Raw genomic sequence first — 26,669 nt, 5'->3', positions numbered from 1 at the left:
GGTGAGGTGGGTGGGTCGTGGGGGCGCCTGATGAGGGAGGGTCGGCCGCTGCTGCTTGCTGCTGGGTGACTGGGTGGCAGGAAAGGTGGGAAGGGCGTCATTGCGGCCATCGACGGGGGTGGGGACGATGGGGGCATGCCGCAGCGAAACGTGCTGGTCGTCCTCTACGACGCCGTACAGAGCCTGGACGTCACCGGGCCCGTCGAGGTCTTCGCCGGGGCCGAGCAGGCGCACCCCGGCGACGGGTACGCCATCCGCACGGCCTCGCTCGACGGAGCGCCCGTACGGACGTCGAGCGGGCTGACCCTCGTCCCGGACGGCCGCCTGGTCGACGAGCCCGACGCGGACGTCCTGATCGTCCCCGGCGGCGACGGCTCCCGCCGGATCGACCCCCGCCTCACCGAGTGGCTCCGCGAGCGCGGGCCGCGCGCCGGCCGCCTGGTCTCGGTGTGCAGCGGCGCCCTGCTGCTGGCCGAGGCCGGGCTGCTCGACGGCCGTCGCGTCACCTCGCACTGGGTGGTGTGCGAGCAACTCGCCCGTGCGTACCCCGCCGTCGAGGTGGACCCGGACCCGATCTACGTGCGCGACGGGAACCTCGCCACCTCGGCCGGCGTCACCGCCGGCATCGACCTCGCCCTCGCGCTGGTCGAGGAGGACCTGGGGCGTGACACGGCCCAGTTGATCGCCCGACACCTGGTCGTCTACCTGCGCAGACCCGGCAACCAGGCGCAGTTCAGTGCCCAGTTGGCCGCCCAGACCGCGCAGCGCGAACCGCTGCGCGAGGTGCAGCAGTGGATCAGCGAGCACCCGGACGCAGACCTGACCGTGGAGGCGCTCGCCGCCCGCGCCCGGCTCTCCCCCCGCCATTTCGCCCGCGCCTTCCAGGCCGAGACCGGGGTGACGCCCGGCCGGTACGTCGAGCGGGTGCGCGTGGAACACGCCCGTCGCCTGCTGGAGGACAGTGCCGACGGTGTCGCCCAGATCTCCCGCGCCTGCGGGTACGGGACCCCCGAAGCCCTGCGCCGCGCCTTCGTCAAGACCCTCGGGCAGTCGCCGGTGGAGTACCGGCGGCGGTTCGCCCCGGGGGTGGGGGCGGGGGCGGCGGGCGGGGCGGGGTCGCGCGCTGGCGTTCGCGTTCGCGCCTGAGCTGGTCCGGTCGGGCCCGGTGGGTCCGTCCGGCCTGCTGGGGTGCTCGTTCGGCTCGTGGTTCGTCCTGGCGCGGCCCGCCCGTTCGGCTCGGGCTTTGTCTCAGCTTCTGTTCGTACGTTCCAGTTAAGGAGACCCCGTGCAGATCGCCATCGTGCTGTACGACCGCTTCACCGCCCTCGACGCCGTCGGCCCGTACGACACCCTGGGCCGCCTGCCCGGCGCCGAGACCGTCTTCGTCGCCGAGCGGACCGGACCGGTCCGCAACGACTCGGGCTCGCTCGCGCTCGTCGCCGAGCGCACCTTCGCCGAGGTGCCCGCCCCGGACATCGTCATCGTGCCCGGCGGTCCGGGCCAGACCGCGCAGATGGACAACCCCGTCCTGCTCGACTGGCTGCGTTCCGCGGACGCCACCAGCACCTGGACCACGTCCGTGTGCACCGGCTCGCTGCTGCTGGCCGCCGCCGGGCTGCTGGAGGGTCGCCGAGCCACCTCGCACTGGCTCGCGCTGGAGGCGCTCCGGACGTACGGAGCCGCGCCGACGGGGGAGCGGGTGGTGACCGACGGCAAGTACGTCACCGCCGCCGGCGTCTCGTCCGGCATCGACATGGGCCTGACGCTGGTCGGGCGGATCGCGGGGGAGCGCGCCGCCCAGGCCGTACAGCTGCTCACCGAGTACGACCCGCAGCCGCCCTACGACGCGGGCTCGCCGGAGAAGGCGCCGGCGGACCTGGTGGAGGAGTGGCGGGCCAAGAGCCGGTTCATCCTGCAATGACCGGTGGTGGTCGCTGAGGGTGGGGGTGGTGGTCGCTGAGGGGTGGGGGCGGGAGGGCTGCGAGGCCGCCTCGGTGTCGGGGTGGGCTCTCGCTTCGTGGGGCCGTCCCGTGGTGTGTGGGTCCCCTCGCCTCTTGAGGCGTCATGGCCTGCAGGCCCTGCGGCAGGCCCACCCCTGGGGCAAGGGGGCTCCGCCCCTGGCCTTCGGCCACCCCAGGCCCGGGCCTGCCTCCGGACCAGCCTGCCACGACGCCTCAAGAGGCTTCCCCACACACCACGGGACGGCCGACTCCCGTGAGGTGGCGCCCCGGGTTTTGGATGGGGGTGGGTGCCGGGCTCTCTTGAAGGTGGGCGGGAGCGGGGTCTCGCCCGGCCCGGGGCTTCGTGAGGTCGTCCGTACGGAGGTCAGACGGTCCAGGTGAACCGCGGGGGCCGGCGTTCCAGGAAGGCGGCGACGCCCTCCGCGGTGTCGCCGCTGCCGCGCGCCTGCTCCGCCCAGTGCTGCTCGCGGCCGGTCCGGCCGTCGGCGTACTCCTTCGCGGCGGCCTGGGTCAGCTGGGAGCGGGAGGCCAGGACGCGCGTGAACTCCGCCACCCGCTTGTCGAGCTGGCCGGCCGGCAGCACCTCGTCCACCAGCCCGGTGCGCAGTGCCCGCTCGGTGTCGATCAACTCGCCCGAGAAGAGGAGGTACTTGGCCGTGGCCGGGCCCACCAGGGCGACCAGCCGCCGGGTGGTGTCGGCCGGGTAGACGATGCCGAGCTTGGCCGGGGTGATGCCGAACGAGGCGCCCTCCTCCGCGAACCGCAGGTCGCACGCGGCGGCCAGCTGGCAGCCGCCGCCGACGCAGTACCCGCGCACGGCCGCCAGGGTCGGCTTCGGGAAGGCGGCCAGCGCCTCCTCGGCCCGTACCGCCAGGGTCTGTGCGTCGAGGTCGGCCGTGCCCGGGGCGGCGCCGCGCAGCGAGGAGATGTCCGCGCCGGCGCAGAAGGTGGTGCCCGCGCCGGTCAGGACGAGGGCGCGGACCGCGGGGTCCGCGGCGGCGTCGTCGAGGAGGGCGGGCAGCCGTCGCCACATCGCGGCCGTCATGGCGTTGCGCTTGGCCGGGTGGTCGATGACGACGGTGGCCACGCCCTCGGCGACGGTGAGCCGAAGCCCGCCCGCCGCGGCGTCCCCCGCAAGGTGCTGTGCGTCCTGGCGCTCCATGCGCCGGATGCTATCCCGCGCCCCCGATCCTATGATCGGGGGAGTTTGGCTGATCGTCCGGTGGGGGTTCCGGTCCGTCTCGTGTGCCGCGGCCATCGCGGGGAGAAGCACGGCAGGGGGGCGCTGGGAGGTTGCGCTCATGGGCCCTGACCGTGCCGACGCCGGCGGCGAGCCCGCGTCCGAGGACCGGATCCCGGAGGACGGGGAGCAGGTCCGGCGGGCCTGGGAGGACGCCGACCGCGAGTCGGTCCGCCGCGGCCGCAAGGTGAGGCGGCGCTTCGGGCTGCTGGCCCTGCTGGGCGCGGTCCTGGTGGTGGCCGGCGTGGTGGGTCTGTTCTACGCCGCCTTCGCGGCCCTGACCTCGATGTGGCTGTTCGGTTGGCTGCTGCTGATCGGCGGCGTGGTGGGGCTCGTCCAGGCGCTGCAGTCCCGCAGGAGCCCGTTCTTCTGGCTGGCCGTGGTCGTCGCCGCCATCAACCTCGCGGCCGGGTTCGTGATGCTGCGCCGCCCCGAGGCCACGGCCGAGGCGCTGACGATGTTCGCGGCGCTGCTGTTCCTCACCGGCGGGGTGTTCCGGCTGGTGGGCGCCGTCGTGGTGCGCGGGCCGCAGTTCGGGCTGACCCTCGTGCAGGGTGCGTTCGGGATCCTGCTGGGGCTGCTCGTCCTGGCGGGCTGGCCCTCGAACAGCCTGTACGTCATCGGCACGTTCTTCTCGCTCGCCCTGCTCTTCGACGGGCTGGCGCTGCTCGTGCTGGGCCTGGGGGCGCGGCGGGCCGTCGCCATGGCAGGGGAGCAGGGTGGGAACGGGAGCTGACCCGGCGCGCGAGGCCCGCCGGGGAAGATCAGGACCGGTCGAACAACTGACGCTGTCATAAGCCAGCGGTCAAAAAGTGTCCGTTTGGCGCTGACTTCTGGTCAGCGCCCCGGGCCGGCCCCTTTCCTTCACCACCCTTGGACCGTGGAGACGATCGAGCGTGAAGACGGGGGCCCGGACATGGACGCATCGCCCTCGACAGAGCCCCCAAACCACCAGGCCCCCGCGTACCCGCCGCGCATCCCGCAGCAGCCCCGCTACGACGGCGTGTGGCGCTTCAGCGCACCCGCGACTGAAGAATCCGTTCCGCAGGCCCGCCACGCGGTCCGCGACCTGCTCGCGCGCCAGCTGGCGCACGTGCCCGGCACAGACCGCCAGGACCTCGTCTACTCGCTCCTGCTGATCGTGTCCGAGCTGGTGACGAACTCGGTCCGGCACGCCCGCCTGCTCTCGCCCGAGGTCGCGGTGGAAGTGGCGATCGGCCCGGAGTGGGTGCGGGTGGCCGTCGAGGACAACCACCCCTACCGCCCCAAGGCGCTGGAGGCCGACTTCGGCCAGACCAACGGGCGCGGGCTCCTGCTGGTGCGCGAGATGACGGCGCTGGCGGGCGGCGTCTGCGACGTGGAGCACACCGCGGGCGGCGGCAAGGTCATCTGGGCGGCCCTGCCACTCACCGCAGGCTGACGGGGCTCACCAGCCGGCCGACTCCCCGGTCAGCTCGCGGATCGCCGGCCGCGCCGCGTCCAGCACGGTCATGAACCAGGCCGAGAAGGTGTCCTTCGCGTGCCGCTCGGCCAGTTCCTCCGCCGTCACGAAGGCGGTGTCGGCGATCTCCTCCGGGTCCGGCCGCAGCTCCGCCTGCGCCAGCCCCACGAACAGGTGGTTGTACTCCTGCTCGACCAGGCCCGAGGCCGGGTCCGGGTGGTTGTAGCGGACCGTCCCCGCCTCGGCCAGCAGCGACGGCGACAGGCCGAGCTCCTCGTACGTGCGCCGGGCGGCCGCGGCGAACGGGGACTCGCCGGGGTACGGGTGCCCGCAGCACGTGTTCGACCAGACGCCGGGGGAGTGGTACTTGCCCAGCGCCCGCTGCTGGAGCAGCAGCCGGCCGGCCTCGTCGAAGAGGAACACGGAGAACGCCCGGTGCAGCTGCCCCGGCGCCTGGTGGGCGGAGAGCTTCTCCGCGGTGCCGATGGTGTTGCCCGACTCGTCGACCAGTTCGAGCATGATCGGGGCGGCACCGGTGCCGTGGGACGCGCCGTTCGCGGCGGCGGTGGCTGAGGTGATCGGCATAACCATCCTTCGCTTCGGTCTACGGTCCTCAGTCTGCCGTACAAGAACGGCTTGTCCCGGCTTTCGGCGATCCGTGCGGTTGGTACGCCTTGATCGTGTAAGGGAATACCAAGGGGGGACGGTCCGGGCGAAACCATCCGGACAGGCGAGCCCGCGTACGCGGGCTTGACGCCACGGGTGCGTGCGCGGGAGGTCCGCGACCCGGGCCGCGCGGTCCGGGGACCGCCCACCGTCACCCCGCGACCACGCACCGGAGCCTCTACCTCCGGATTGTGGGGAGGTTAACACCACCCCCTTCCCCCGGCGGTTTGTCGCCAGGACGGCCCATCGACCATGATGATCACGCCGGGCAGGGCCGCTGGGCGCATTCGCCCGCGATCATCTGCTGATCGGACCGTAAACGGGTGGTGAACGCCCGCTTCCCGTCATCCGATAGCCTCTGCCGACGTGCAGCCCGCCCCCTGGGGCGCCCGTCCCAAGGAGTGAGTTCGTCTGTCGACCGCCATCCTCACCGGCCCGCCGGTATCCGGATCGCCGCTCGAGGGCGACCTGCGCGCCCTCGGCTTCGACGTACGGATCGCGGCCGTCCCCCATGAGGTCGGGGCCCTGCTGGCAGCCGTCCCCACGGGTGAGCGGGTCGCCGTGGTCGACGCCCGCTTCACCGGCCACCGGCACGCACTGCGCCTGGCCCTGACCGACCCGCGCTTCGACGCCGCCGCCGTCCCCGGCGCGCTCGGCGTCCAGCCGGCCGCCCGGCCCGGCCTGGACCGGGCGCTGGCCCGCGCCACCGCCCCCGCGCACATCCTCCCCGACGAGCTGGCCTGCGCCATCGAGTCGGACGGCACGGCCGTCCACAACCCCGAGCTCGGCACCCTGGTCGCCGCGGTCCCCGAGACCCGCGTCCAGCACGAAGCCGCCGCCGCGGCCGTGGCCGAGGTGGACGAGGACGCCGTACGGCTGCGCTCGGCCGTGAAGTCCCGCGACGGGTTCTTCACCACCTTCTTCATCAGCCCGTACTCGCGCTACATCGCGCGCTGGTGCTCCGACCGCGGACTGACCCCCAACCAGGTCACCACCGCCTCGCTGCTCACCGCCCTCGTGGCGGCCGGCTGCGCGGCCACCGGCGAGCGCTGGGGCTACGTCACGGCCGGCGTGCTGCTGCTGGTCTCCTTCGTGCTCGACTGCACCGACGGCCAGCTGGCCCGCTACTCCCTGCAGTACTCCACCCTCGGCGCCTGGCTCGACGCCACCTTCGACCGGGCCAAGGAGTACGCCTTCTACGCCGGCCTCGCGCTCGGCGCCGCCCGCAACGGGGACGACGTGTGGGGACTGGCGCTGGGCGCCATGATCCTCATGACCTGCCGGCACGTGGTCGACTTCTCCTTCAACGAGGCCAACCACGACGCGACGGCCAACACCAGCCCCACCGCGGCCCTCTCCGACCGGCTCGACAGCGTCGGCTGGACCGTCTGGGCCCGCCGCATGATCGTCCTGCCGATCGGCGAGCGCTGGGCCATGATCGCGGTGCTCACCGCGACCACCACCCCGCGCATCACCTTCTACGCCCTGCTGGCGGGCTGCGCGTTCGGCGCCCTCTACACCACCGCCGGCCGCGTGCTGCGCTCCGTGACCCGCAAGGCGACGCGGACCGACCGGGCCGCCCAGGCGCTGTACGACCTGACCGACTCCGGTCCGCTGGCCGAGTTCCCGCGACGGCTGCTGAAGGCCGGCAAGCCCGCCGCGACCTCGGTGTTCGTCGCGACGGTCGCCGCGGTCGCACTCGTCGCCTGCGCCCTGGCGTTCCCGTACGGGGCCCCCGCCCTGATCGGCGTCGCCCTGCTCTACGCGGTGGCGGCGGGCCAGGCCGTCGCCCACCCCCTCAAGGGCGCCCTCGACTGGCTGATCCCGCCCCTCTTCCGGGCCGCCGAATACGGGACCGTCCTCGTGCTGGCCGCCAAGGCGGACGTGAACGGGGCCCTTCCCGCGGCTTACGGGCTGGTGGCGGCGGTCGCCTACCATCACTACGACACGGTGTACCGCATCCGCGGCAACGCCGGCGCGCCCCCGCACTGGCTGGTGCGGACGATCGGCGGCCACGAGGGCCGGGTCCTGCTGACCGTGGCCCTCGCCACCGCCCTCGCGCGCACCGACTTCCCCGTCGCGCTCACGGCCCTGGCCGTGTTCGTGGCACTGGTGGTGCTCGCGGAGAGCATCCGCTTCTGGGTCTCCGCAGGAGCACCCGCCGTACACGACGAAGGAGAACCCGCATGATCGGCCTTGTACTCGCTGCCGGTGCCGGACGCCGTCTGCGTCCCTACACCGACACCCTCCCCAAGGCCCTCGTGCCCGTCGGCCCCGAGGGCCAGGAGGAGAGCCTCACGGTCCTCGACCTGACCCTGGGCAACTTCGCCGAGGTCGGCCTCACCGAGGTCGCGATCGTCGTCGGCTACCGCAAGGAGGCCGTGTACGAGCGCAAGGCCGCGCTGGAGGCCAAGTACGGCCTGTCGATCACCCTGATCGACAACGACAAGGCCGAGGAGTGGAACAACGCCTACTCCCTGTGGTGCGCGCGTGACGTCCTGAAGCGGGGCGTGATCCTCGCCAACGGCGACACCGTCCACCCGGTCTCCGTCGAGAAGACCCTGCTCGCCGCCCGCGGCAACGGCCAGAAGATCATCCTCGCCCTCGACACGGTCAAGAACCTGGCCGACGAGGAGATGAAGGTCATCACGGCCGACGGCCAGGGCGTCCGGAAGATCACGAAGCTGATGGACCCGGCCTCCGCGACCGGCGAGTACATCGGCGTCACCCTCATCGAGCCCGAGGCCGCCGAGGCCCTGGCCGACGCGCTGAAGGCCACCTTCGAGCGCGACCCCGACCTCTACTACGAGGACGGCTACCAGCACCTGGTCGACGGCGGCTTCACGATCGACGTGGCCCCCATCGGCGACGTCCAGTGGGTCGAGATCGACAACCACGACGACCTCGCCAAGGGCCGGAAGATCGCATGCCAGTACTGACGAGGCTGATCCCGTCGCCGCTCGTCGTCGACATCAGCCGCGGTGCCATGGACGACCTGGCCGGCCTCCTGGCCGACCAGCGGATCTCCGCGTCCGGCAAGCTGGCGATCGCGATCAGCGGGGGCTCCGGTCAGGCGCTGCGCGCCAAGCTGGAGCCCGTGCTGCCGCACGCCGACTGGTACCCGGTCGTCGACGGCACCATCGACTCCGCCGTGAAGCTGGCCGACGGCATAAAGGGCCGTCGGTACGACGCGGTGGTGGGACTGGGCGGCGGCAAGATCATCGACGTGGCGAAGTACGCCGCGGCGCGGGTCGGCCTGCCCATGGTGGCCGTGGCCACCAACCTCGCCCACGACGGGCTCTGCTCGCCGGTCTCGACGCTCGACAACGACAACGGACGCGGCTCCTACGGGGTCCCCACCCCGATCGCGATGGTCGTCGACCTCGACGTGATCAAGGAGGCGCCGATCCGGTTCGTCCGGTCCGGCATCGGCGACGCGCTGTCGAACATCTCGTCCATCGCCGACTGGGAGCTCTCCCACGAGGTCACCGGCGAGGCCGTCGACGGGCTCGCGGCAGCCATGGCCCGCACCGGTGGCGAGGCGGTGCTCCGCCACCCCGGCGGCTGCGGGGACGACGAGTTCCTGACGGTCCTCGCCGAGTCGCTCGTCCTCACCGGCATCGCCATGTCGATCAGCGGCGACTCGCGGCCGGCCTCGGGCGCCTGCCACGAGATCAGCCACGCCTTCGACCTGCTCTACCCCAAGCGCTCCGCGCTCCACGGCGAGCAGGTCGGCCTCGGCGCCGCCTTCGCGATGCACCTGCGCGGGGCCCGCGAGCAGTCCGGGCTCTTCGCCGACGTCCTGCGCAAGCACGGCCTGCCCGTGCTGCCCGAGGAGATCGGCTTCAGCGTGGAGGAGTTCGTCGCGGCCGTCGAGTACGCCCCCCAGACCCGCCCGGGACGCTTCACGATCCTGGAGCACCTCAACCTGTCCGCAGCCGAGATCAGGGACGCATACGCCGACTATGCCAAGACCATCAGTAGCTGAGCTCCGCCCCGTCGTTCACCCCCCGGGCGTGAAGGACCGGCGCAGCGGAGAGCACTGGGGCGGCCGCCTGTACATGCGCGAGATCTCCCTGCGCATCACCCGCCGCCTGGTCACCACCAAGGTCACGCCGAACCAGCTGACCTACGTGATGACGCTCTGCGGCGTGCTCGCGGCCCCGGCCCTGCTGGTGCCGGGCATCTGGGGCGCCGTCCTCGGCGTGGTCGCGGTCCAGCTGTACCTGCTGCTCGACTGCGTCGACGGCGAGGTCGCCCGCTGGAAGAAGCAGTACTCGCTCGCGGGCGTGTACCTCGACCGCGTCGGTGCGTACCTGTGCGACGCCGCCGTGCTGGTCGGCTTCGGCCTGCGCGCCGCCGACCTGTGGGGCGGCGGCGCGGTCGACTGGCTGTGGGCCTTCCTGGGCACCCTCGCCGCGCTCGGCGCCATCCTGATCAAGGCCGAGACCGACCTGGTCGGCGTCGCCCGCCACCAGGCGGGGCTGCCGGTGGTCAAGGAGTCCGCCGCCGAGCCGCGGTCCTCCGGCATGGCGCTGGCCCGCCGGGCCGCCGCCGCGCTGAAGTTCCACCGGCTGATCCTCGGCATCGAGGCGTCGCTGCTCATCCTGGTCCTGGCCGTGATCGACCAGGTCCAGGGCGACCTGTTCTTCACGCGCCTCGGGGTCGCCGTACTGGCCGGCATCGCGATGCTGCAGACGGTGCTGCACCTGGTGTCCGTCCTCGCCTCCAGCAGGCTGCGGTGACGGCCGGGCTCCGCGTCGGTGCGGTGATCATCACCATGGGCAACCGCCCCGACGACCTCAAGGCCCTGATCGACTCGGTCGCCCGCCAGGAGGGCGACCCGGTCGAGGTGGTCGTCGTGGGGCAGGGCGTACGGGTCACCGGCCAGGTCCCCGCGGGCGTACGCACCGTCGACCTGCCGGAGAACCTGGGCATCCCGGGCGGCCGGAACGCGGGCATCGAGGCCTTCGGCCCCGGCGGCCGTGACGTGGACGTCCTGCTGTTCCTGGACGACGACGGGCTGCTGCCCCGCACCGACACCGCCGAGCTGTGCCGCCAGGCCTTCGCGGAGGACCCGGAGCTGGGCATCATCAGCTTCCGCATCGCCGACCCGGACACCGGGGTCACCCAGCGCCGGCACGTGCCGCGCCTGCGGGCCTCCGACCCGATGCGCTCCTCCCGCGTCACCACCTTCCTCGGCGGCGCGAACGCCGTCCGCACGTCGGTCTTCCAGCAGGTCGGCGGCCTGCCGGACGCGTTCTTCTACGCCCACGAGGAGACCGACCTGGCGTGGCGGGCGCTCGACGCGGGCTGGTGCATCGACTACCGGGCCGACATGGTCCTGTACCACCCCACCACCGCGCCCTCCCGGCACGCGACGTACCACCACAACGTGGCCCGCAACCGGGTCTGGCTGGCCCGGCGCAACCTGCCGGCCCTCCTGGTGCCGGTGTACGTCGGGGTGTGGACCCTGCTCACGCTGGTCCGCCGCCCCTCCGCCGACGCCCTCAAGGCCTGGTTCGCCGGCTTCCGCGAGGGCTGGACCGCCGACTGCGGCCCGCGTCGCCCCATGAAGTGGCGCACCGTGTGGCGGCTGACCCGGCTGGGCCGACCTCCCGTCATCTGACAAGCTCGGTTCTGGGAGCATGGGCGTACTCCCTGGACCGGGCGGGCACCGCACCGCCGATCCGCCCCACGTCCGACCGGCCGCGCATCTTGAAGACGAAAGTTTCAACTTGTGAGTGACACAACCCATGACGGCGCTCTCGCCACGAGCACGCCGCCGTCTCCGGACGCAGGGCTGAGTGCGGGGGAACTCGCCGCCAAGTACGGCCTGTCCGTCAGCGGTGCCCGACCGGGGCTCGGCCAGTACATCCGCGAGCTGTGGGGCCGTCGCCACTTCATCCTGGCGTTCTCCTCGGCGAAGCTGGTGGCCCAGTACAGCCAGGCGAAGCTGGGCCAGATCTGGCAGGTGGCCACTCCGCTGCTCAACGCCCTGGTCTACTACCTGATCTTCGGGCTGATCCTGGACGCGGGCCGCGGCATGGAGAAGGGCGTCTACATCCCCTTCCTCGTGATGGGCATCTTCGTCTTCACCTTCACCCAGTCCTCGGTGATGGCGGGAGTCCGGGCGATCTCCGGCAACCTCGGCCTGGTGCGCGCGCTGCACTTCCCGCGCGCCTCGCTGCCGATCTCGTTCTCGCTCCAGCAGCTCCAGCAGCTGCTGTACTCGATGATCGTGGTCTTCGCGGTCGCCATCGCGTTCGGGAACTATCCGTCGGCGTCGTGGCTGCTGGTGGTCCCGGTGCTGTTCCTGCAGTTCGTCTTCAACACCGGACTGGCCATGGTCATGGCGCGGATGGGGGCCAAGACGCCCGACCTCGCGCAGCTGATGCCCTTCATCATGCGGACGTGGATGTACGCCTCCGGCGTGATGTTCTCCATCACCGTGATGCTGGAGGACAAGCCGCAGTGGATCGCCGACGTGCTCCAGTGGAACCCGGCGGCGATCTACATGGACCTCGTGCGGTTCGCGCTGATCGACGACTACGGGTCCTCGAACCTGCCCCCGCACGTCTGGGCCTTCGCCGTCGGCTGGGCGGTGCTGGTGGGCCTCGGCGGCTTCGTGTACTTCTGGAAGGCTGAGGAGCGTTACGGCCGTGGCTGACAACAACCAGGCGGCCGTACCCACGGTCATCGCGGACAACGTCCACATCGTCTACCGCGTCAACACGGGCGGCGGCGGCAGGGGCAGCGCCACCGCGGCGCTCAGCAAGATCATGCGCGGCAAGAAGGGCGAGGCCTCCCGCGGCGTCCGCAAGGTCCACGCGGTGCGCGGCGTCTCCTTCACCGCCTACCGCGGCGAGGCGATCGGCCTCATCGGCTCCAACGGCTCCGGCAAGTCCACGCTGCTGCGGGCCATCGCCGGCCTGCTGCCGTGCGAGTCCGGCAAGGTCTACACCGACGGCCAGCCCTCGCTGCTGGGTGTGAACGCGGCCCTGATGAACGACCTCACGGGCGAGCGGAACGTCATGCTCGGCGGCCTGGCCATGGGCATGTCCCGCGAGCAGATCAAGCAGCGGTACGAGGGCATCGTCGACTTCTCGGGCATCAACGAGAAGGGCGATTTCATTTCCCTGCCGATGCGCACCTATTCCTCCGGCATGGCCGCACGCCTGCGCTTCTCGATCGCCGCCGCAAAGGACCACGACGTCCTGATGATCGACGAGGCGCTGGCCACCGGTGACCGCAAGTTCCAGATCCGCTCCGAGGAGCGGATCCGCGAACTGCGCAAGGAGGCCGGCACGGTCTTCCTGGTCAGCCACAGCAACAAGTCGATCCGTGACACCTGCACCCGCGTGCTGTGGCTGGAGCGCGGCGAGCTGCTGATGGACGGCCCCACCGAGGAGGTCGTGGCCGCCTACGAGAAGGAGACCGGCCGCTAGCGGCATCCCGGTTTCCCGCATACGCCCCGGCCCCTGCCGCATTCCGCGGCGGGGGCCGACGCACGGGAACGTCCGTTCCCGCGACATTCGGTCACGGGGCGGACACCCGGGCGGGCCGGAATGCGTTGTACAACGTAAGCTGTAGCAGTGCTGATTCGCCGCAAGTGGGGCACTTTCCCCGCATGTGAGGCGCCCCCTTCGCCGGACGGACCGGCGGCGTGTCCGAAATAGGATGTATTGGGCGGCAGTGTAGAACGGGAGATGTGACGGCAATGGCTACGGGAATTCTCCGGCCCCCGGGCGCGCGAGCCGTCCCCGCCGCGGGCGGCGGGCGGTGACCGCCGGGTCCGGCATCCGGCCCGACGCCCCCACGCGCGGCTCCCTCGGTACCTCCGACGCCCACGCACGCGCCACCCTCGGCAAGGCCGCCGACGAGAACTTCCCCGTGGCGCCGTTCTTCGTCCCCCGCGCCTGGCGCGAGGGCCTCATGGCCGTCTACGGCTACGCGCGCCTCGTCGACGACATCGGCGACGGCGACCTCGCTCCCGGCGGCCGCGACGCCGCGTACCTCGGCGTCGCCCCCGAGCGCGCCGACGACCGCCTCGCCCTCCTCGACGCCTTCGAGGCCGACCTGCGGCGCGTCTTCGACGGCGTCCCCCGCCACCCCCTGCTGCGGGACCTCCAGCCCGTCGTCGACCGGCACCGCCTCACCCCCGAACCCTTCCTCGGCCTCGTCGAGGCCAACCGGCAGGACCAGACCAAGAGCCGCTACGCCACGTACGAGGAGCTCCTCGCCTACTGCGAGCTGTCCGCCAACCCCGTCGGGCGCCTGGTGCTCTCCCTCACCGGGACCAGCACCCCCGAGCGCGTCCGCCGCTCCGACGACATCTGCACCGCCCTGCAGATCGTCGAACACCTCCAGGACGTGGCCGAGGACCTCGGCCGCGACCGCATCTACCTGCCCACCGAGGACATGGAGCGGTTCCGCGTGTCGGAGAGCGACCTCGCCGCCCCGCGCGCCGGCGCGTCCGTGCGCTCCCTCGTCGCGTTCGAGGCGGAACGGGCCCGCGACCTGCTGAATGAAGGCACCCCGCTCGTGGGTAGCGTCCGGGGCAGGCTCCGGCTGCTGCTGGCCGGATTCGTCGGCGGGGGGCGCGCGGCGCTGGGTGCCGTCGCCGCGGCGGGGTTCGATGTGCTGTCCAGCCCACCCAAGGCAGCGAAGCCCCGCCTGCTCCGCGAGGTGGGCGCCGTCCTGCGCACTGCGCCGAGAGAGGGGTGAGCCCGACCGTGGAGCGCACTTCGTCCACGTCCGCACCATCGGCACCGGTGGTCGCCGCATACAGCTACTGCGAGGCCGTCACCGGCACGCAGGCCCGGAACTTCGCCTACGGCATCCGGCTGCTGCCCACCGACAAGCGCCAGGCCATGTCGGCCCTGTACGCCTTCTCCCGGCGCGTCGACGACATCGGCGACGGCACGCTCGCGCCCGAGGCCAAGCACACCCGCCTGGAGGAGACCCGGGCCCTGCTCGCCCGCATCCGCGGGGGCGACGTGGCCGAGGACGACACCGACCCGGTGGCCGTGGCGCTGGCCGACGCAGCCCGCCGCTTCCCGATCCCGCTGGGCGGGCTCGACGAGCTCATCGACGGCGTGCTCATGGACGTCCGCGGCGCCACGTACGAGACCTGGGACGACCTCAAGGTCTACTGCCGGTGCGTCGCCGGTGCCATCGGCCGGCTCTCCCTCGGCGTGTTCGGCACCACCCCCGGCGCGCCCGAGGCCGCGCGCGCCCCCGAGTACGCCGACACGCTCGGCCTGGCCCTCCAACTCACCAACATCCTCCGGGACGTGTCCGAGGACGCCGGGAACGGCCGCACCTACCTGCCCGCCGAGGACCTCGCCAAGTTCGGCTGCGAGGACGGCTTCGGCTCCGGCCGGGCCCCCGCCGGCTCCGACTTCGCCGGCCTGGTCCACCACGAAGTCCGGCGCGCCCGCGCCCTGTTCGCCGAGGGCTACCGGCTGCTGCCCATGCTCGACCGGCGCAGCGGCGCCTGCGTGGCCGCCATGGCCGGCATCTACCGCCGCCTGCTCGACCGCATCGAGCGCGAGCCCGAGGCGGTGCTGCGCGGCCGGGTCTCGCTGCCCGCGCACGAGAAGGCGTACGTCGCCGTGCGCGGCCTGTCGGGCCTCGACGCGCGGACCATCTCACGCCAGAGCACGAGGAGGCGGGCCTGAGGATGCGGCACCAGCACGAACACGTCGCCCCGCGCTGCCACCGGGCAACCGGGGCGTCTCCCACGGCGTCTCTCGCCTCGGACACCGCGCGAGCGGGACTGACGCACCCGGGGGAGGGCGCATGACCGGCCACGGCGCCGCGGCGGGCACCGGAGCGACAGGTTCCGGCGCCCCCGCCCACGACCGGCGCGCCGTCGTCGTGGGCGGCGGCCTCGCCGGCGTCACCGCCGCCCTCGAACTCGCCGACGCGGGACTGGAGGTCACCCTCCTCGAAGGCCGCCCCCGGCTCGGCGGGCTCGCCTTCTCCTTCAAGCGCGGCGAACTCACCGTCGACAACGGCCAGCACGTCTACCTGCGCTGCTGCACCGCCTACCGCTGGTTCCTCGACCGGATCCAGGGCGCCGCGCTGGCCCCCCTGCAGGACCGGCTCGACGTGCCCGTCCTCGACGTGGCCCACGCCAAGGGCCCCCGGCTCGGCCGACTGCGCCGCACCGCGCTGCCCGTGCCCCTGCACCTGGGCAGCTCCCTGGCCGCGTACCCGCACCTGAGCCTGAAGGAGCGGGCCGCCGTCGGCCGCGCCGCGCTCGCCCTGCGCTCCCTCGACCCCGCCGACCCGGCCCTCGACGGCGTCGACTTCGCCACCTGGCTCGGCCGGTACGGCCAGTCCGCGCGCAGCATCGAGGCCCTGTGGGACCTCATCGGCATCGCCACCCTCAACGCCACCGCCGACCGGTCCTCCCTGGCCCTGGCCGTCATGGTCTTCAAGACGGCCCTGCTCACCGAGCCCGGCGCCGCCGACATCGGCTGGGCCCGGGTACCGCTGGGCGACCTGCACGACACCCTCGCCCGCAAGGCCCTCGACGACGCCGGGGTCCGCACCGAACTGCGCGCCCGCGCCGGCTCCCTCACCCGCACCGCCGAAGGCGCCTGGCGGATCACCACCGACACCGGCCACCACGACGCGGGCACCGTCGTGCTCGCCGTACCGCAGCGCGAGGCCCACGCCCTGCTCCCGGCGGGCGCCCTCGACGACGCCGACACCCTCCTCGACATCGGCACCGCCCCCATCCTCAACGTGCACGTCGTCTACGACCGCAAGGTGCTCCGCCAGCCGTTCTTCGCGGCCCTGGGCACCCCCGTCCAGTGGGTCTTCGACCGCACCGACGCCTCCGGACTCACCGACGGCGGCCAGTACCTGGCGCTGTCCCAGTCGGCCGCGCAGGACGACATCGACGAGCCCGTCGCCGTCCTGCGCGAGAAGTACCTGCCCGAACTGGAGCGGCTGCTGCCCGCCGCCCGCGGCGCGAAGGTCCGCGACTTCTTCGTCACCCGCGAGCGGACCGCCACCTTCGACCCGGCCCCCGGCGTCGGACGGCTGCGGCCCGGCACCCGTACCCACGCCCACGGCCTCTACCTGGCCGGCGCGTGGACCGCCACCGGCTGGCCCGCGACCATGGAGGGCGCCGTCCGCAGCGGAATCGGCGCGGCGCACCACGCGCTCGCCGCACTCGGCCGCCACCATGAACATCCTCCCCCGGGCTGTGTCGGGGGGACCCCCAGCAGGAGCGCGGCATGACGACGATCAGCACTGCACGTACGTCTCGTACAGGAACAAGAGGAGAGCCAGTGAACCCGGGGAACCCGGCTGTCGAGGATGCCGGCGCGCGGAAGGCGGAGGTCGCGGACACGCTCGCGCTCCTCGAGCGCGGCCGCGAGCTGTCCACGCCGGTGCTGCGCGCCGCCGTGGACCGGCTCGCGCCGCCCATGGACACCGTCGCCGCCTACCACTTCGGCTGGATCGACGCCGAGGGCCGCCCCGCGGCCGGCGACAGCGGCAAGGCCGTCCGGCCCGCCCTGGCCCTGCTCTCCGCCGAGGCCGCCGGGGTGCCGGCGGAGGTCGGCATCCCCGGCGCCGTCGCCGTCGAGCTCGTGCACAACTTCTCGCTCCTGCACGACGACCTGATGGACGGCGACGAGCAGCGCCGGCACCGCGACACCGTCTGGAAGGTGCACGGTCCGGCCCAGGCGATCCTGGTCGGCGACGCCCTCTTCGCGCTCGCCAACGAGCTGCTGCTGGAGCTCGGCACCGTCGAGGCCGGCCGCGCCACCCGCCGTCTGACCACCGCCACCCGCAAGCTCATCGACGGCCAGGCGCAGGACATCTCCTACGAGCACCGCGAGCGCGTCAGCGTCGAGGAGTGCCTGGAGATGGAGGGCAACAAGACGGGCGCGCTGCTGGCCTGCGCCGTCTCCATCGGCGCCGTGCTCGGCGGGGCCGACGACCGCACCGCCGACAAGCTGGAGGAGTACGGCTACCACCTGGGCCTGGCCTTCCAGGCGGTGGACGACCTGCTCGGCATCTGGGGCGACCCGGAGGCCACCGGCAAGCAGACCTGGTCCGACCTGCGCCAGCGCAAGAAGTCCCTGCCCGTGGTCGCCGCGCTGGCCGCCGGCGGGGCGGCCTCGGAGCGGCTCGGCGAGCTGCTCGCCGCCGATGCCAAGAGCACCGAGTTCGAGTCCTTCTCCGAGGAGGAGTTCGCCACCCGCGCCGCCCTCATCGAGGAGGCCGGCGGCCGCCGCTGGACCGAGGAGGAGGCGCGGCGCCAGCACGCCATCGCCGTCCAGGCCCTGGACGAGGTCGACATGCCGCAGAAGATCCGCGATCAGCTCGTGGCGCTGGCGGACTTCGTCGTCGTCCGCAAGAGATGATCACCATCGGGAGTTGACTCGCGAGTCGCCGGCCGGCACCGCCCCCACCTGACCGTTCGTCAGGAGACGGCGCCGGCCGACGGCGGACCCCAGCACAGCAGAGCACACCGCGAAACTGCACGAAGGGGAAGCCATGACAGCGACGACCGACGGAAGCGCCGGAGCAGGGGCCCCGGGCGCCGAATCGGGCAGTGGGACCGGGACGAAGGCGGGCGGCGCGCCCGCCGGAGCGGATCCGGCCGGGCCACCCGAGGAGGCGGCGCGGGCGGCGGTGGCGCGCGCCACCGCCCACCTGCTCGCCCGGCAGGACCCGGCCGGGTGGTGGAAGGGCGACCTGCAGACCAACGTCACCATGGACGCCGAAGACCTGCTGCTGCGCCAGTTCCTCGGCATCCGCGACGAGCGGACCACCCGGGCCGCCGCCCTGTTCATCCGCGGTGAACAGGGTCCGGACGGCACGTGGGCCACCTTCCACGGCGGGCCTCCCGACCTCTCCGCCACCGTCGAGGCGTACGTGGCCCTCCGGCTGGCCGGGGACGCCCCCGACGCCCCCCACATGGCGAAGGCCTCCGCCTGGATCCGGTCCGCCGGCGGCCTCGCGGGGGCCCGGGTCTTCACCCGCATCTGGCTCGCCCTGTTCGGCTGGTGGCGCTGGGAGGACCTGCCCCAAGTACCGCCCGAGCTGGTCTTCCTGCCCCCCTGGGTGCCGCTGAACATCTACGACTTCGGCTGCTGGGCCCGCCAGACGATCGTGCCGCTGACCGTGGTCTCCGCCAAGCGCCCCGTACGCCCCGCGCCCTTCTCCCTCGACGAGCTCCACACCGACGCCCGCGACCCCAACCCGGCCCGGCCGCTCGCCCCCGCCACCACCTGGGAAGGCGTCTTCCAACGCCTCGACAAGGTGCTGCACGTCTACCACAGGGTCGCCCCCCGCCGGCTGCGCAAGGCCGCCATGGAGCACGCCGCCCGCTGGATCGTCGAACGCCAGGAGAACGACGGCTGCTGGGGTGGCATCCAACCCCCCGCCGTCTACTCCCTGATCGCCCTCCACCTGCTCGGCTACCAGCTCGGGCACCCGGTCATGAAAGCCGGTCTGGAGTCGCTGGACCGGTTCGCCGTCTGGCGCGAGGACGGCGCCCGCATGATCGAGGCCTGCCAGTCGCCCGTCTGGGACACCTGCCTGGCCGCCATCGCCCTGGCCGACGCCGGCCTCCCGGCCGACCACCCGGCGCTGGTCCAGGCCGCCGACTGGATGCTCGCCGAGGAGATCGACCGCACCGGCGACTGGGCGGTGCGCCGCCCCGGACTCGCCCCCGGCGGCTGGGCCTTCGAGTTCCACAACGACACCTACCCCGACATCGACGACACCGCCGAGGTCGTGCTCGCGCTGCGCCGCATCAAGCACCCGCAGCCCGCCCGCGTCGAGGCCGCGATCAAGCGCGGCCTGAGCTGGACCCTCGGCATGCAGTCGAAGAACGGCGCCTGGGGCGCCTTCGACGCCGACAACACCAGCCCCTTCCCCAACCGGCTGCCGTTCTGCGACTTCGGCGAGGTCATCGACCCGCCTTCGGCCGACGTCACCGCCCACGTCGTGGAGATGCTCGCCGCCGAGGGCCGCGGCCAGCACCCGCGCACCCGGCGCGGGGTCGACTGGCTGCTGGCCGAACAGGAGCCCAGCGGCGCCTGGTTCGGCCGCTGGGGCACCAACTACGTGTACGGGACCGGGTCGGTGGTGCCCGCCCTGACCGCCGCCGGGATCGCCCCCTCCCACCCGGCCGTCCGGCGCGCGGTCGGCTGGCTGGAGTCCGTGCAGAACGAGGACGGCGGCTGGGGCGAGGACCAGCGCTCCTACCAGGACCCGGCCTGGGCCGGCCGCGGCGAGTCCACCGCCTCCCAGACCGGCTGGGCGCTGCTCGCCCTGCTGGCGGCGGGGGAGCGGGAGTCCAAGGCCGTCGAACGCGGCGTCGCCTGGCTGGCCGCAGCCCAGCGCGAGGACGGTTCCTGGGACGAGCCGCACTTCACCGGGACCGGTTTCCCCTGGGACTTCTCGATCAACTACCACCTCTACCGGCAGGTCTTCCCGCTCACCGCCCTGGGCCGCTACCTGGGCGGCGACCCGCTCGCCCCGGGCGCGGAGGTGCGGTGATGGCACCCGCCCCCGGCCCGGACCCGGAGGGGGCACCCCTGCTCGTCGCCTGCGCGCTCGGCATCGAGCGGCTGGCGCTGCGCGCGGGCGGGCGGGCGGCCCCGTACGGCCCCGTGACCGTCCTGCGCACCGGGATGGGCCCGCGCGCCGCCGAACGGGCGGTGGGCAGGGCGCTCGCGGAGCCCACCACGGCCGGGGCGGCCGTGGTGGCCACCGGGTTCTGCGCCGGGCTGCTGCCCGGCATGAACCCCGGGGACCTCGTGGTCGCCACGGAGGCCCGCGATCCGCGGGGCACCGTGGTCTGCGCCGGCACCGCGGAGCTGACCGCCGCCCTCGGCCGGGCCGTCCCGGGCCGGACCGTGCACACGGGCCTGCTGACCGGCTCCGACCACGTGGTACGCGGCACCGAGCGGGCGGAGCTGCGCGCGACCGGGGCCGTCGCCGTCGACATGGAGTCGGCCGCCACGCTGTGGACCGCGGTCCACACCGTCCCGGGCCCCGGGGCCGGCACCGGCCCGCCCCCGGCCGGCGCGCCGCGGTCCCCTTACCCGGGCGGACCCCGTCCGGTTGCGGCCGTCCGGGTGATCGTGGACGCTCCGGAGCATGAGCTCGTCCGAATCGGCACGGTACGCGGTGGAATATCGGCCTTCCGCGTCCTTCGTGCCGTCCTTCCCGCATTTCACGACTGGCACCGTTCTTTGCTGCTCCCCAGGAGGTGAGCCAGATGGCCATGCCGCTGCGACAGTCCATCAGGGTCGGGACCTATCTCTTCGAACAGAAGCTCCGCAAGCGCGAGAAGTTCCCGCTCATCGTGGAGCTGGAGCCGCTCTTCGCCTGCAACCTGAAATGCGAGGGCTGCGGCAAGATCCAACACCCGGCAGGAGTGCTGAAGCAGCGCATGCCGGTCGCCCAGGCGGTGGGCGCCGTCCTGGAGTCCGGCGCCCCGATGGTCTCCATCGCCGGCGGCGAGCCCCTGATGCACCCGCAGATCCACGAGATCGTCCGCCAGCTGGTGGCCCGGCGGAAGTACGTCTTCCTCTGCACGAACGCGATGCTGCTGCGCAAGAAGATCGAGGACTTCACCCCGTCCCCCTACTTCGCGTTCGCCGTCCACATCGACGGGCTCCGCGAGCGCCACGACGAGTCCGTGGCCAAGGAAGGCGTCTTCGACGAGGCGGTGGCGGCCATCAAGGAAGCCAAGCGGCGCGGCTTCCGGGTCACCACGAACTCGACCTTCTTCAACACCGACACCCCCCAGACCGTCATCGAGGTGCTCAACTACCTCAACGACGACCTCCGGGTCGACGAGATGATGATCTCGCCCGCCTACGCGTACGAGAAGGCCCCCGACCAGGAGCACTTCCTCGGCGTGGAGCAGACCCGCGAGCTCTTCAAGAAGGCCTTCGCCGGCGGCAACCGCGCGCGCTGGCGGCTCAACCACTCGCCGCTCTTCCTCGACTTCCTCGAGGGCAAGGCCGACTTCCCCTGCACCGCCTGGGCGATCCCCAACTACTCCCTCTTCGGCTGGCAGCGACCCTGCTACCTCATGAGCGACGGCTACGTCCCCACGTACCGCGAGCTCATCGAGGACACCGACTGGGACAAGTACGGCCGCGGCAAGGACCCCCGCTGCGCCAACTGCATGGCGCACTGCGGCTACGAGCCCACCGCCGTCCTCGCCACCATGGGCTCCCTGAAGGAGTCCCTGCGCGCCATGCGCGAGACCGTCTCGGGCAACCGCGACTGACGGCCGTGCGGCCCGGACCGACCGGCCCCGGCCCGGACGCCGCCCGGCCCCCGGCCGTCCGCGGCCGGGCCGCCAGCCCCGGTCCTCGTCCTCGTCTTCGTTCCAGCTCCAGCTCCAGCCCCAGCACAGTTCAGCACCGGATTCCCGCAACCGGACAGGGGGACCCAGCATGTCGATTCTCGAAGGGATCCGGGGACCGCACGATCTCAAGGCGGTTCCCGAGGAACGCCTCGGCGAACTCGCGGCGGAGATCCGGGAATTCCTGATCCAGGCCGTCTCCAGAACCGGCGGGCACCTCGGACCCAATCTCGGCGTGGTGGAACTCACCATCGCACTGCACCGGGTGTTCGACTCGCCCGTCGACCGCATTCTCTGGGACACCGGACACCAGAGTTACGTACACAAACTCGTCACCGGCCGCCAGGACTTCTCGAAGCTCCGGGGCAAGGGCGGCCTCTCGGGATATCCGTCCCGCGAGGAATCCGAGCACGACGTCATCGAGAACTCCCACGCCTCCACCGCCCTCGGCTGGGCCGACGGCCTCGTCAAGGCACGAGAGCTGCGCGGCGGCCGCGGTCACGTCGTCGCCGTCGTCGGCGACGGCGCCCTCACCGGGGGCATGGCCTGGGAGGCCCTCAACAACATCGCCGCCGCCCGGGACCGCCCCCTCGTCATCGTGGTCAACGACAACGAGCGCTCCTACAGCCCCACCATCGGCGGCCTCGCCCACCACCTCGCCTCCCTGCGCACCAGTGAGGGCTACGAGCGGTTCCTCGCCCGCGGGCGGGACCTGCTGGAGCGCACCCCCGTCGTGGGCAGGCCGCTCTACGGCAGCCTCCACGGCGCCAAGAAGGGCTTCAAGGACACCTTCGCCCCACAGGGCATGCTCGAGGACCTGGGCCTGAAGTACCTGGGCCCCGTCGACGGCCACGACACCGCCGCCCTCGAGGAGGCCCTGCACACCGCCAAGCGCTTCCAGGGCCCGGTCCTCGTGCACTGCCTCACCGAGAAGGGACGCGGCTGCCCTCCGGCCCTGGCCGACGAGGCCGACCGCTTCCACACCGTCGGCGTCATCGACCCGCGCACCGGAGAGCCCCTGGAACGTCCGGGCCCCTCCTGGACCTCGGTCTTCGGCAGCGAACTCGCCCGGATCGGCGCCGAGCGGCCCGACGTGGTCGCGGTGACCGCCGCCATGCTGAACCCGGTCGGGTTCACCGAGTTCGCCGCCCGCTACCCGGACCGGGTCTGGGACGTGGGCATCGCCGAGCAGCACGCGGCCACGTCGGCCGCGGGGCTCGCGGCCGGCGGCCTGCACCCGGTCGTCGCCGTGTACGCGACGTTCCTCAACCGCGCCTTCGACCAGGTCCTGATGGACGTCGCGCTGCACGGGTGCGGCGTGACCTTCGTCCTGGACCGCGCCGGCGTCACCGGCACCGACGGACCCTCCCACAACGGCATGTGGGACATGTCGATCCTCCAGGTCGTGCCCGGTCTGCGGATCGCCGCCCCCCGCGACGCGGACCAGCTGCGCGCCCAGCTGCGCGAGGCCCTCGACGTGGCCGACGCGCCGACCGTGGTGCGGTTCCCGAAGGAGGCCGTGGGCGCGCCCGTGGCCGCGGTCGACCGGGCCGGGGGCATGGACGTGCTCGCCCGCCCGGCGGACCTCCGCGACGGCACCCTCGGAGAGCGCGGCCCGGAAGGGGCCGCCCCGGCCCCGGGGGAGTACGGCCCCGGAGGAGCCGCCCCGGGAGAGGACGTGCTGATCGTCTCGGCCGGGGCGATGGCCCGGGTCTGCCTCGGCGCCGCCGAGCTGCTCGCCGCCCGGGGCATCGGCTGCACCGTCGTCGACCCGCGCTGGGTCAAGCCCCTCGACGCGGCCCTCGTCCCGTTGGCCGCCCGGCACCGCATGGTCGCGGTGGTGGAGGACGGCATCCGCACCGGGGGCGTGGGCTGGGCGGCCGACCGGCTGCTGCGGGACGCGGAGGTCGACGTACCGCTGCGCGTGTACGGCATCCCGGAGCGGTTCCTCGCGCACGCCAAGCGCGGGGAGGTGCTGGCCGACCTCGGGCTGACCCCCGTCGAGGTCGCGGGCCGCATCGCGGAGGCACTGGAACGCATCGGCAACAGGTCGGGCACGGCGTACGACAAGGAGCGGAGCGCATGACGCAGGACCCCACCGGGACGCCGCACGGCCCGGCCGCCGCACCGGGACCGGGAGTCGGAACGGGCCCGACGGGGGCAGGCAAGGGCCCGACGGGCGCCGGCAAGGGCTTCGACCTCGGCCGGCTGCTCGCCGAACGCGGGGCGGAGCGGTACGAGCTGCACGCCCGGTACCTGAACCACCAGCTGCCCCGGATGCTGCACACCATCGGCTTCGACAAGGTCTACGAGCGGGCCGAGGGCGCCCACTTCTGGGACGACGACGGCAACGACCACCTCGACATGCTCGCCGGCTTCGGCGTGATGGGCCTCGGCCGGCACCACCCCGTCGTGCGCAAGGCCCTGCACGACGTCCTCGACGCCTCGCTGGCCGACCTCACCCGGTTCGACTGCCAGCCGCTGCCCGGCCTGCTGGCCGAGCGGCTGCTGGCGTACAGCCCCCACCTCGACCGGGTCTTCTTCGGCAACAGCGGCACCGAGGCGGTCGAGACCGCCCTGAAGTTCGCCCGCTACGCCACCGGCCGGCCGCGGATCCTGTACTGCTCGCACGCCTTCCACGGGCTGACCACGGGCTCCCTCTCCGTCAACGGCGAGAGCGGCTTCCGCGACGGCTTCGCCCCGCTGCTGCCCGACACGGCGGTGCCGCTGGGCGACCTCGGCGCGCTGGAGCGCGAGCTGCGGCACGGCGACGTGGCCGCGCTGATCGTCGAGCCGATCCAGGGCAAGGGCGTCCACCCCGCGCCGCCCGGCTACCTGCGCGGGGCCCAGGAGCTGCTGCACCGGCACAAGGCGCTGCTGATCGCCGACGAGGTGCAGACCGGACTCGGACGGACCGGTGACTTCTACGCCTACCAGCACGAGCCGGGCGTCGAGCCGGACCTGGTGTGCGTGGCCAAGGCCCTGTCGGGCGGGTACGTCCCGGTGGGCGCCACCCTCGGCAAGGACTGGATCTTCAAGAAGGTCTACTCGTCCATGGACCGGGTCCTCGTCCACTCGGCCAGCTTCGGATCCAACGCGCAGGCCATGGCGGCCGGGCTCGCGGTGCTGTCGGTGATGGAGGACGAGGGGATCGTCGCCCGGGCCCGCGCGACGGGCGACCTGCTGCGCGGGAAGCTGGCCGCGCTCGTCGACACGTACGAGCTGCTGCACGAGGTGCGCGGGCGGGGGCTGATGATCGGCATCGAGTTCGGGCGGCCCTCGTCGCTGGGGCTGCGCAGCCGGTGGACGATGCTCCAGGCGGCGCGCAAGGGGCTCTTCGCGCAGATGGTCGTGGCGCCGCTGCTGCAGAAGCACCGGATCCTGACCCAGGTCTCGGGCGACCACCTGGAGGTCATCAAGCTGATCCCGCCGCTGGTCATCGACGAGGCGGACGTGGACCGGTTCGTGACCGCCTTCCGTGCGGTGATGGACGAGGCGCACGGTGGGGGCGGGCTGATGTGGGAGTTCGGGCGGATGCTGGTGAAGCAGGCGGTCAACGGCGGGCGGTGAGGGGGGGCGGGGAAGTGGCCGGGTGGGCGCGCGGGGGAGTCGGCGGCCGGGTGAGCACGCCGGGGAGGGCGGGTGACCCGCCTCCCCGGCGCGGCCGCGGGCCGCGGTGCGCTCAGACCAGCAGGCGGGCGCGCAGCCGCTCGCGGGTGTCGTGGGTGAGGCCGAGGCCCTCGGCCAGGTAGCCCTCGACGCCGCCCCAGGTCTCCTGGATGGCCCCGAACGCGCCCTCGAGGTACTCGACCCGGGCGTCGAACAGGGGGCTCAGCAGCCGCGTGACCTCGGGGGAGCGGGCCGGGACGCCGGGGCGCGGGCGGACCACGTAGCGGCGGTGCGGGGCGTTCGACTCGAGGTAGTCCGCCAGGATCGCGTCGCGTTCCACGCCGAGGGCGAGCAGGGTCACCGCCATCGACAGGCCGGCCCGGTCCTTGCCGGCCGCGCAGTGCATGAGCGCCGGCACGTTGTCCTCGGCGAGGGCGTGGACGATGCGGCCGTGCTCGGCGGTCCGGGTGCGCACGAGTCTGCGGTACCAGGCGACCATCCCGGCCTCGCCCTTGCCGTCGCCGAGTTCGGTGCGCAGCCGGACCACGTCCTCGGAGCGGACCGTGGCCCAGAACTCCTTCCCGTCGCCGACGTCGGAGAGCGGGATGCTGACGTGGCGGACGCCGGGGAGTTCGACGTCCCGGCCCTCGATGAGGGTGTCCTCTTCGTTGCGGAAATCGAAGATGGTGTGGAGTCCGAGTGATGCGAGATATTCCGCATCGTTTTCAGTGGCATGAGCGAGATGTCCGCTTCGGTACAGAAGTCCTGTACGTACGTGTCGTCCGTCGACGGTCGGAAGGCCGCCCACGTCGCGGAAGTTGCGCACTCCGGTCAGCTCCGGCTCGCCCGTGGGCGCCTGGGGTATCTGCTGGGTCACAAGGGACTCCTTGCGGCTCGAGTGATGTCCGAATTGCACTACTTGGCGTCAAGTTACCGCAATGTGGCGGCAGATGGAGCCCCTCTCGTGAGCAGGATCATACGGTGACCGTCTGTGGCCGGTATGGAAGCCTGAATTCCGTTCTGTGCAGGCCCGTTAAGACTGCGCAATAGACGGAGTGTGACCGGAATTCCGGCGATCATTCACCGGAGGGAATCCGCTCGGGAATTCGAAGCTTGTTCCGCTCCGAGGTGCTCGATTACGGTCGCGATCGATCCGGGCGGAACGCCAAATCCTGCCGCCGCCCGATGGACCGCACCCGATCACTCGTCCGGCAGGAGCGGGGGAACCAGTTACACCGCCGTTTCCGGATCTTTCTCCGGAGTTCCGGATCTCCGTCCGGGCTTCCGGATCTTCTTCCGGACGGCTCGGGGTGAAGTCGCGATCACACGCGGCCGGGCACCTCCAGCCCGAACCCGACAGCTCACCTCGCAGGCGCCGGAGAGGAATTC

General features: G+C 72.7%; 23 protein-coding genes and 1 riboswitch. Of the genes, 20 read left to right on the top strand and 3 right to left on the bottom strand.

Annotation, left to right across the window (positions count from 1 at the left end):
- Positions 1-135 precede the first annotated feature (135 nt).
- Together ACIQCH_RS21725 and ACIQCH_RS21720 are read left to right on the top strand one after the other, a co-directional pair.
- Complete coding sequence (locus ACIQCH_RS21725) at positions 136-1,146, top strand: GlxA family transcriptional regulator (RefSeq protein WP_402583171.1); 1,011 nt, start codon at positions 136-138, stop codon at positions 1,144-1,146.
- Positions 1,147-1,285: 139 nt separating this feature from the next.
- Entirely contained in the window at positions 1,286-1,921 is a 636-nt protein-coding gene (locus ACIQCH_RS21720) for a DJ-1/PfpI family protein (protein WP_402583169.1), read from the top strand.
- Between the two features lie 404 nt (positions 1,922-2,325).
- Here the strand turns inward: ACIQCH_RS21720 and ACIQCH_RS21715 are convergent, their stop codons facing one another.
- Positions 2,326-3,123, bottom strand: a complete 798-nt coding sequence (locus ACIQCH_RS21715; protein ID WP_402583167.1) for an enoyl-CoA hydratase/isomerase family protein — start codon at positions 3,121-3,123, stop codon at positions 2,326-2,328.
- 139 nt (positions 3,124-3,262) lie between these two features.
- Here ACIQCH_RS21715 and ACIQCH_RS21710 point away from each other — a divergent pair, with 139 nt between their 5' ends.
- Together ACIQCH_RS21710 and ACIQCH_RS21705 are read left to right on the top strand one after the other, a co-directional pair.
- On the top strand, positions 3,263-3,937 hold the full coding sequence (locus ACIQCH_RS21710) for an HdeD family acid-resistance protein (RefSeq protein WP_402583165.1): 675 nt from the start codon (positions 3,263-3,265) through the stop codon (positions 3,935-3,937).
- Between the two features lie 144 nt (positions 3,938-4,081).
- A complete protein-coding gene (locus ACIQCH_RS21705) occupies positions 4,082-4,621 on the top strand; it encodes an ATP-binding protein (protein WP_402583163.1) in 540 nt (179 codons plus the stop codon).
- Between the two features lie 6 nt (positions 4,622-4,627).
- Here ACIQCH_RS21705 and idi read toward each other — a convergent pair whose 3' ends face one another.
- Positions 4,628-5,227: an isopentenyl-diphosphate Delta-isomerase gene (idi, locus tag ACIQCH_RS21700; RefSeq protein ID WP_402583161.1), complete on the bottom strand. Its 600-nt coding sequence runs from the start codon at positions 5,225-5,227 to the stop codon at positions 4,628-4,630.
- Between the two features lie 492 nt (positions 5,228-5,719).
- Between idi and ACIQCH_RS21695 the strand changes: the two genes are divergently transcribed.
- The 16 genes from ACIQCH_RS21695 to ACIQCH_RS21620 all read left to right on the top strand — a co-directional run bounded on the left by ACIQCH_RS21695 (position 5,720) and on the right by ACIQCH_RS21620 (position 25,241).
- A complete protein-coding gene (locus ACIQCH_RS21695; protein WP_402583229.1) occupies positions 5,720-7,498 on the top strand; it encodes a DUF5941 domain-containing protein in 1,779 nt (592 codons plus the stop codon).
- Positions 7,495-8,247: a sugar phosphate nucleotidyltransferase gene (locus tag ACIQCH_RS21690; protein WP_402583159.1), complete on the top strand. Its 753-nt coding sequence runs from the start codon at positions 7,495-7,497 to the stop codon at positions 8,245-8,247. Before ACIQCH_RS21695 ends, ACIQCH_RS21690 begins: the two co-directional genes overlap by 4 nt.
- Positions 8,235-9,296, top strand: a complete 1,062-nt coding sequence (locus ACIQCH_RS21685) for an iron-containing alcohol dehydrogenase family protein (protein WP_402583157.1) — start codon at positions 8,235-8,237, stop codon at positions 9,294-9,296. The genes ACIQCH_RS21690 and ACIQCH_RS21685 overlap by 13 nt, the downstream gene beginning before the upstream one ends.
- Positions 9,274-10,053: a CDP-alcohol phosphatidyltransferase family protein gene (locus ACIQCH_RS21680; protein ID WP_402583155.1), complete on the top strand. Its 780-nt coding sequence runs from the start codon at positions 9,274-9,276 to the stop codon at positions 10,051-10,053. The genes ACIQCH_RS21685 and ACIQCH_RS21680 overlap by 23 nt, the downstream gene beginning before the upstream one ends.
- 35 nt (positions 10,054-10,088) lie before the next feature.
- Positions 10,089-10,937, top strand: a complete 849-nt coding sequence (locus ACIQCH_RS21675; protein ID WP_402583227.1) for a glycosyltransferase family 2 protein — start codon at positions 10,089-10,091, stop codon at positions 10,935-10,937.
- Positions 10,938-11,048: 111 nt separating this feature from the next.
- Entirely contained in the window at positions 11,049-11,978 is a 930-nt protein-coding gene (locus ACIQCH_RS21670; RefSeq protein WP_402583153.1) for an ABC transporter permease, read from the top strand.
- A complete protein-coding gene (locus ACIQCH_RS21665) occupies positions 11,971-12,756 on the top strand; it encodes an ABC transporter ATP-binding protein (protein WP_402583151.1) in 786 nt (261 codons plus the stop codon). Before ACIQCH_RS21670 ends, ACIQCH_RS21665 begins: the two co-directional genes overlap by 8 nt.
- Positions 12,757-13,108: 352 nt before the next feature.
- Complete coding sequence (gene hpnC, locus ACIQCH_RS21660) at positions 13,109-14,035, top strand: squalene synthase HpnC (RefSeq protein ID WP_402583225.1); 927 nt, start codon at positions 13,109-13,111, stop codon at positions 14,033-14,035.
- A complete protein-coding gene (hpnD, locus tag ACIQCH_RS21655; protein WP_030197269.1) occupies positions 14,032-14,991 on the top strand; it encodes a presqualene diphosphate synthase HpnD in 960 nt (319 codons plus the stop codon). The genes hpnC and hpnD overlap by 4 nt, the downstream gene beginning before the upstream one ends.
- Positions 14,992-15,112: 121 nt before the next feature.
- Complete coding sequence (gene hpnE / locus ACIQCH_RS21650) at positions 15,113-16,567, top strand: hydroxysqualene dehydroxylase HpnE (RefSeq protein WP_402583148.1); 1,455 nt, start codon at positions 15,113-15,115, stop codon at positions 16,565-16,567.
- 50 nt (positions 16,568-16,617) lie between these two features.
- On the top strand, positions 16,618-17,700 hold the full coding sequence (locus tag ACIQCH_RS21645; protein WP_402583146.1) for a polyprenyl synthetase family protein: 1,083 nt from the start codon (positions 16,618-16,620) through the stop codon (positions 17,698-17,700).
- A gap of 133 nt (positions 17,701-17,833) precedes the next feature.
- Positions 17,834-19,846, top strand: coding sequence for a squalene--hopene cyclase (gene shc, locus ACIQCH_RS21640; RefSeq protein WP_402583144.1), 2,013 nt, complete (start codon positions 17,834-17,836; stop codon positions 19,844-19,846).
- Complete coding sequence (locus tag ACIQCH_RS21635) at positions 19,846-20,565, top strand: 1-hydroxy-2-methyl-2-butenyl 4-diphosphate reductase (RefSeq protein ID WP_402583143.1); 720 nt, start codon at positions 19,846-19,848, stop codon at positions 20,563-20,565. The genes shc and ACIQCH_RS21635 overlap by 1 nt, the downstream gene beginning before the upstream one ends.
- Positions 20,566-20,570: 5 nt before the next feature.
- Positions 20,571-21,593 carry an adenosyl-hopene transferase HpnH gene (hpnH, locus tag ACIQCH_RS21630; protein ID WP_030197280.1) on the top strand — a complete coding sequence of 341 codons (1,023 nt, stop codon included), beginning with the start codon at positions 20,571-20,573 and terminating at the stop codon, positions 21,591-21,593.
- Between the two features lie 169 nt (positions 21,594-21,762).
- Positions 21,763-23,757 carry a 1-deoxy-D-xylulose-5-phosphate synthase gene (gene dxs, locus ACIQCH_RS21625; protein WP_402583142.1) on the top strand — a complete coding sequence of 665 codons (1,995 nt, stop codon included), beginning with the start codon at positions 21,763-21,765 and terminating at the stop codon, positions 23,755-23,757.
- Positions 23,754-25,241, top strand: coding sequence for an aspartate aminotransferase family protein (locus tag ACIQCH_RS21620; RefSeq protein WP_402583140.1), 1,488 nt, complete (start codon positions 23,754-23,756; stop codon positions 25,239-25,241). The genes dxs and ACIQCH_RS21620 overlap by 4 nt, the downstream gene beginning before the upstream one ends.
- Positions 25,242-25,353: 112 nt before the next feature.
- Here the strand turns inward: ACIQCH_RS21620 and ACIQCH_RS21615 are convergent, their stop codons facing one another.
- The gene (locus ACIQCH_RS21615) at positions 25,354-26,157 is read right to left on the bottom strand and encodes a tyrosine-protein phosphatase (protein WP_402583138.1); all 804 of its coding nucleotides are present in this window, start codon (positions 26,155-26,157) and stop codon (positions 25,354-25,356) included.
- A gap of 306 nt (positions 26,158-26,463) precedes the next feature.
- Positions 26,464-26,668, top strand: a riboswitch (cyclic di-AMP (ydaO/yuaA leader).
- Position 26,669 lies beyond the last annotated feature (1 nt).

Source organism: Streptomyces sp. NPDC093225 (assembly GCF_044753805.1).
Lineage (GTDB): Bacteria > Actinomycetota > Actinomycetes > Streptomycetales > Streptomycetaceae > Streptomyces.
Note: the sequence above shows the minus strand (reverse complement) of the source record. Positions and strands in the feature narration are given on the sequence as shown.

Coding starts and splice junctions, on each gene's coding strand:
- idi (WP_402583161.1), bottom strand. CDS start 5,227: ATGCCGATCACCTCAGCCACCGCCGCCGCGAACGGCGCGTCCCACGGC.
- ACIQCH_RS21685 (WP_402583157.1), top strand. CDS start 8,235: ATGCCAGTACTGACGAGGCTGATCCCGTCGCCGCTCGTCGTCGACATC.
- ACIQCH_RS21620 (WP_402583140.1), top strand. CDS start 23,754: ATGACGCAGGACCCCACCGGGACGCCGCACGGCCCGGCCGCCGCACCG.
- hpnE (WP_402583148.1), top strand. CDS start 15,113: ATGACCGGCCACGGCGCCGCGGCGGGCACCGGAGCGACAGGTTCCGGC.
- shc (WP_402583144.1), top strand. CDS start 17,834: ATGACAGCGACGACCGACGGAAGCGCCGGAGCAGGGGCCCCGGGCGCC.
- ACIQCH_RS21725 (WP_402583171.1), top strand. CDS start 136: ATGCCGCAGCGAAACGTGCTGGTCGTCCTCTACGACGCCGTACAGAGC.
- ACIQCH_RS21715 (WP_402583167.1), bottom strand. CDS start 3,123: ATGGAGCGCCAGGACGCACAGCACCTTGCGGGGGACGCCGCGGCGGGC.
- ACIQCH_RS21675 (WP_402583227.1), top strand. CDS start 10,089: ATGGGCAACCGCCCCGACGACCTCAAGGCCCTGATCGACTCGGTCGCC.
- ACIQCH_RS21680 (WP_402583155.1), top strand. CDS start 9,274: ATGCCAAGACCATCAGTAGCTGAGCTCCGCCCCGTCGTTCACCCCCCG.
- ACIQCH_RS21690 (WP_402583159.1), top strand. CDS start 7,495: ATGATCGGCCTTGTACTCGCTGCCGGTGCCGGACGCCGTCTGCGTCCC.
- ACIQCH_RS21635 (WP_402583143.1), top strand. CDS start 19,846: ATGGCACCCGCCCCCGGCCCGGACCCGGAGGGGGCACCCCTGCTCGTC.
- dxs (WP_402583142.1), top strand. CDS start 21,763: ATGTCGATTCTCGAAGGGATCCGGGGACCGCACGATCTCAAGGCGGTT.
- hpnH (WP_030197280.1), top strand. CDS start 20,571: ATGGCCATGCCGCTGCGACAGTCCATCAGGGTCGGGACCTATCTCTTC.
- ACIQCH_RS21710 (WP_402583165.1), top strand. CDS start 3,263: ATGGGCCCTGACCGTGCCGACGCCGGCGGCGAGCCCGCGTCCGAGGAC.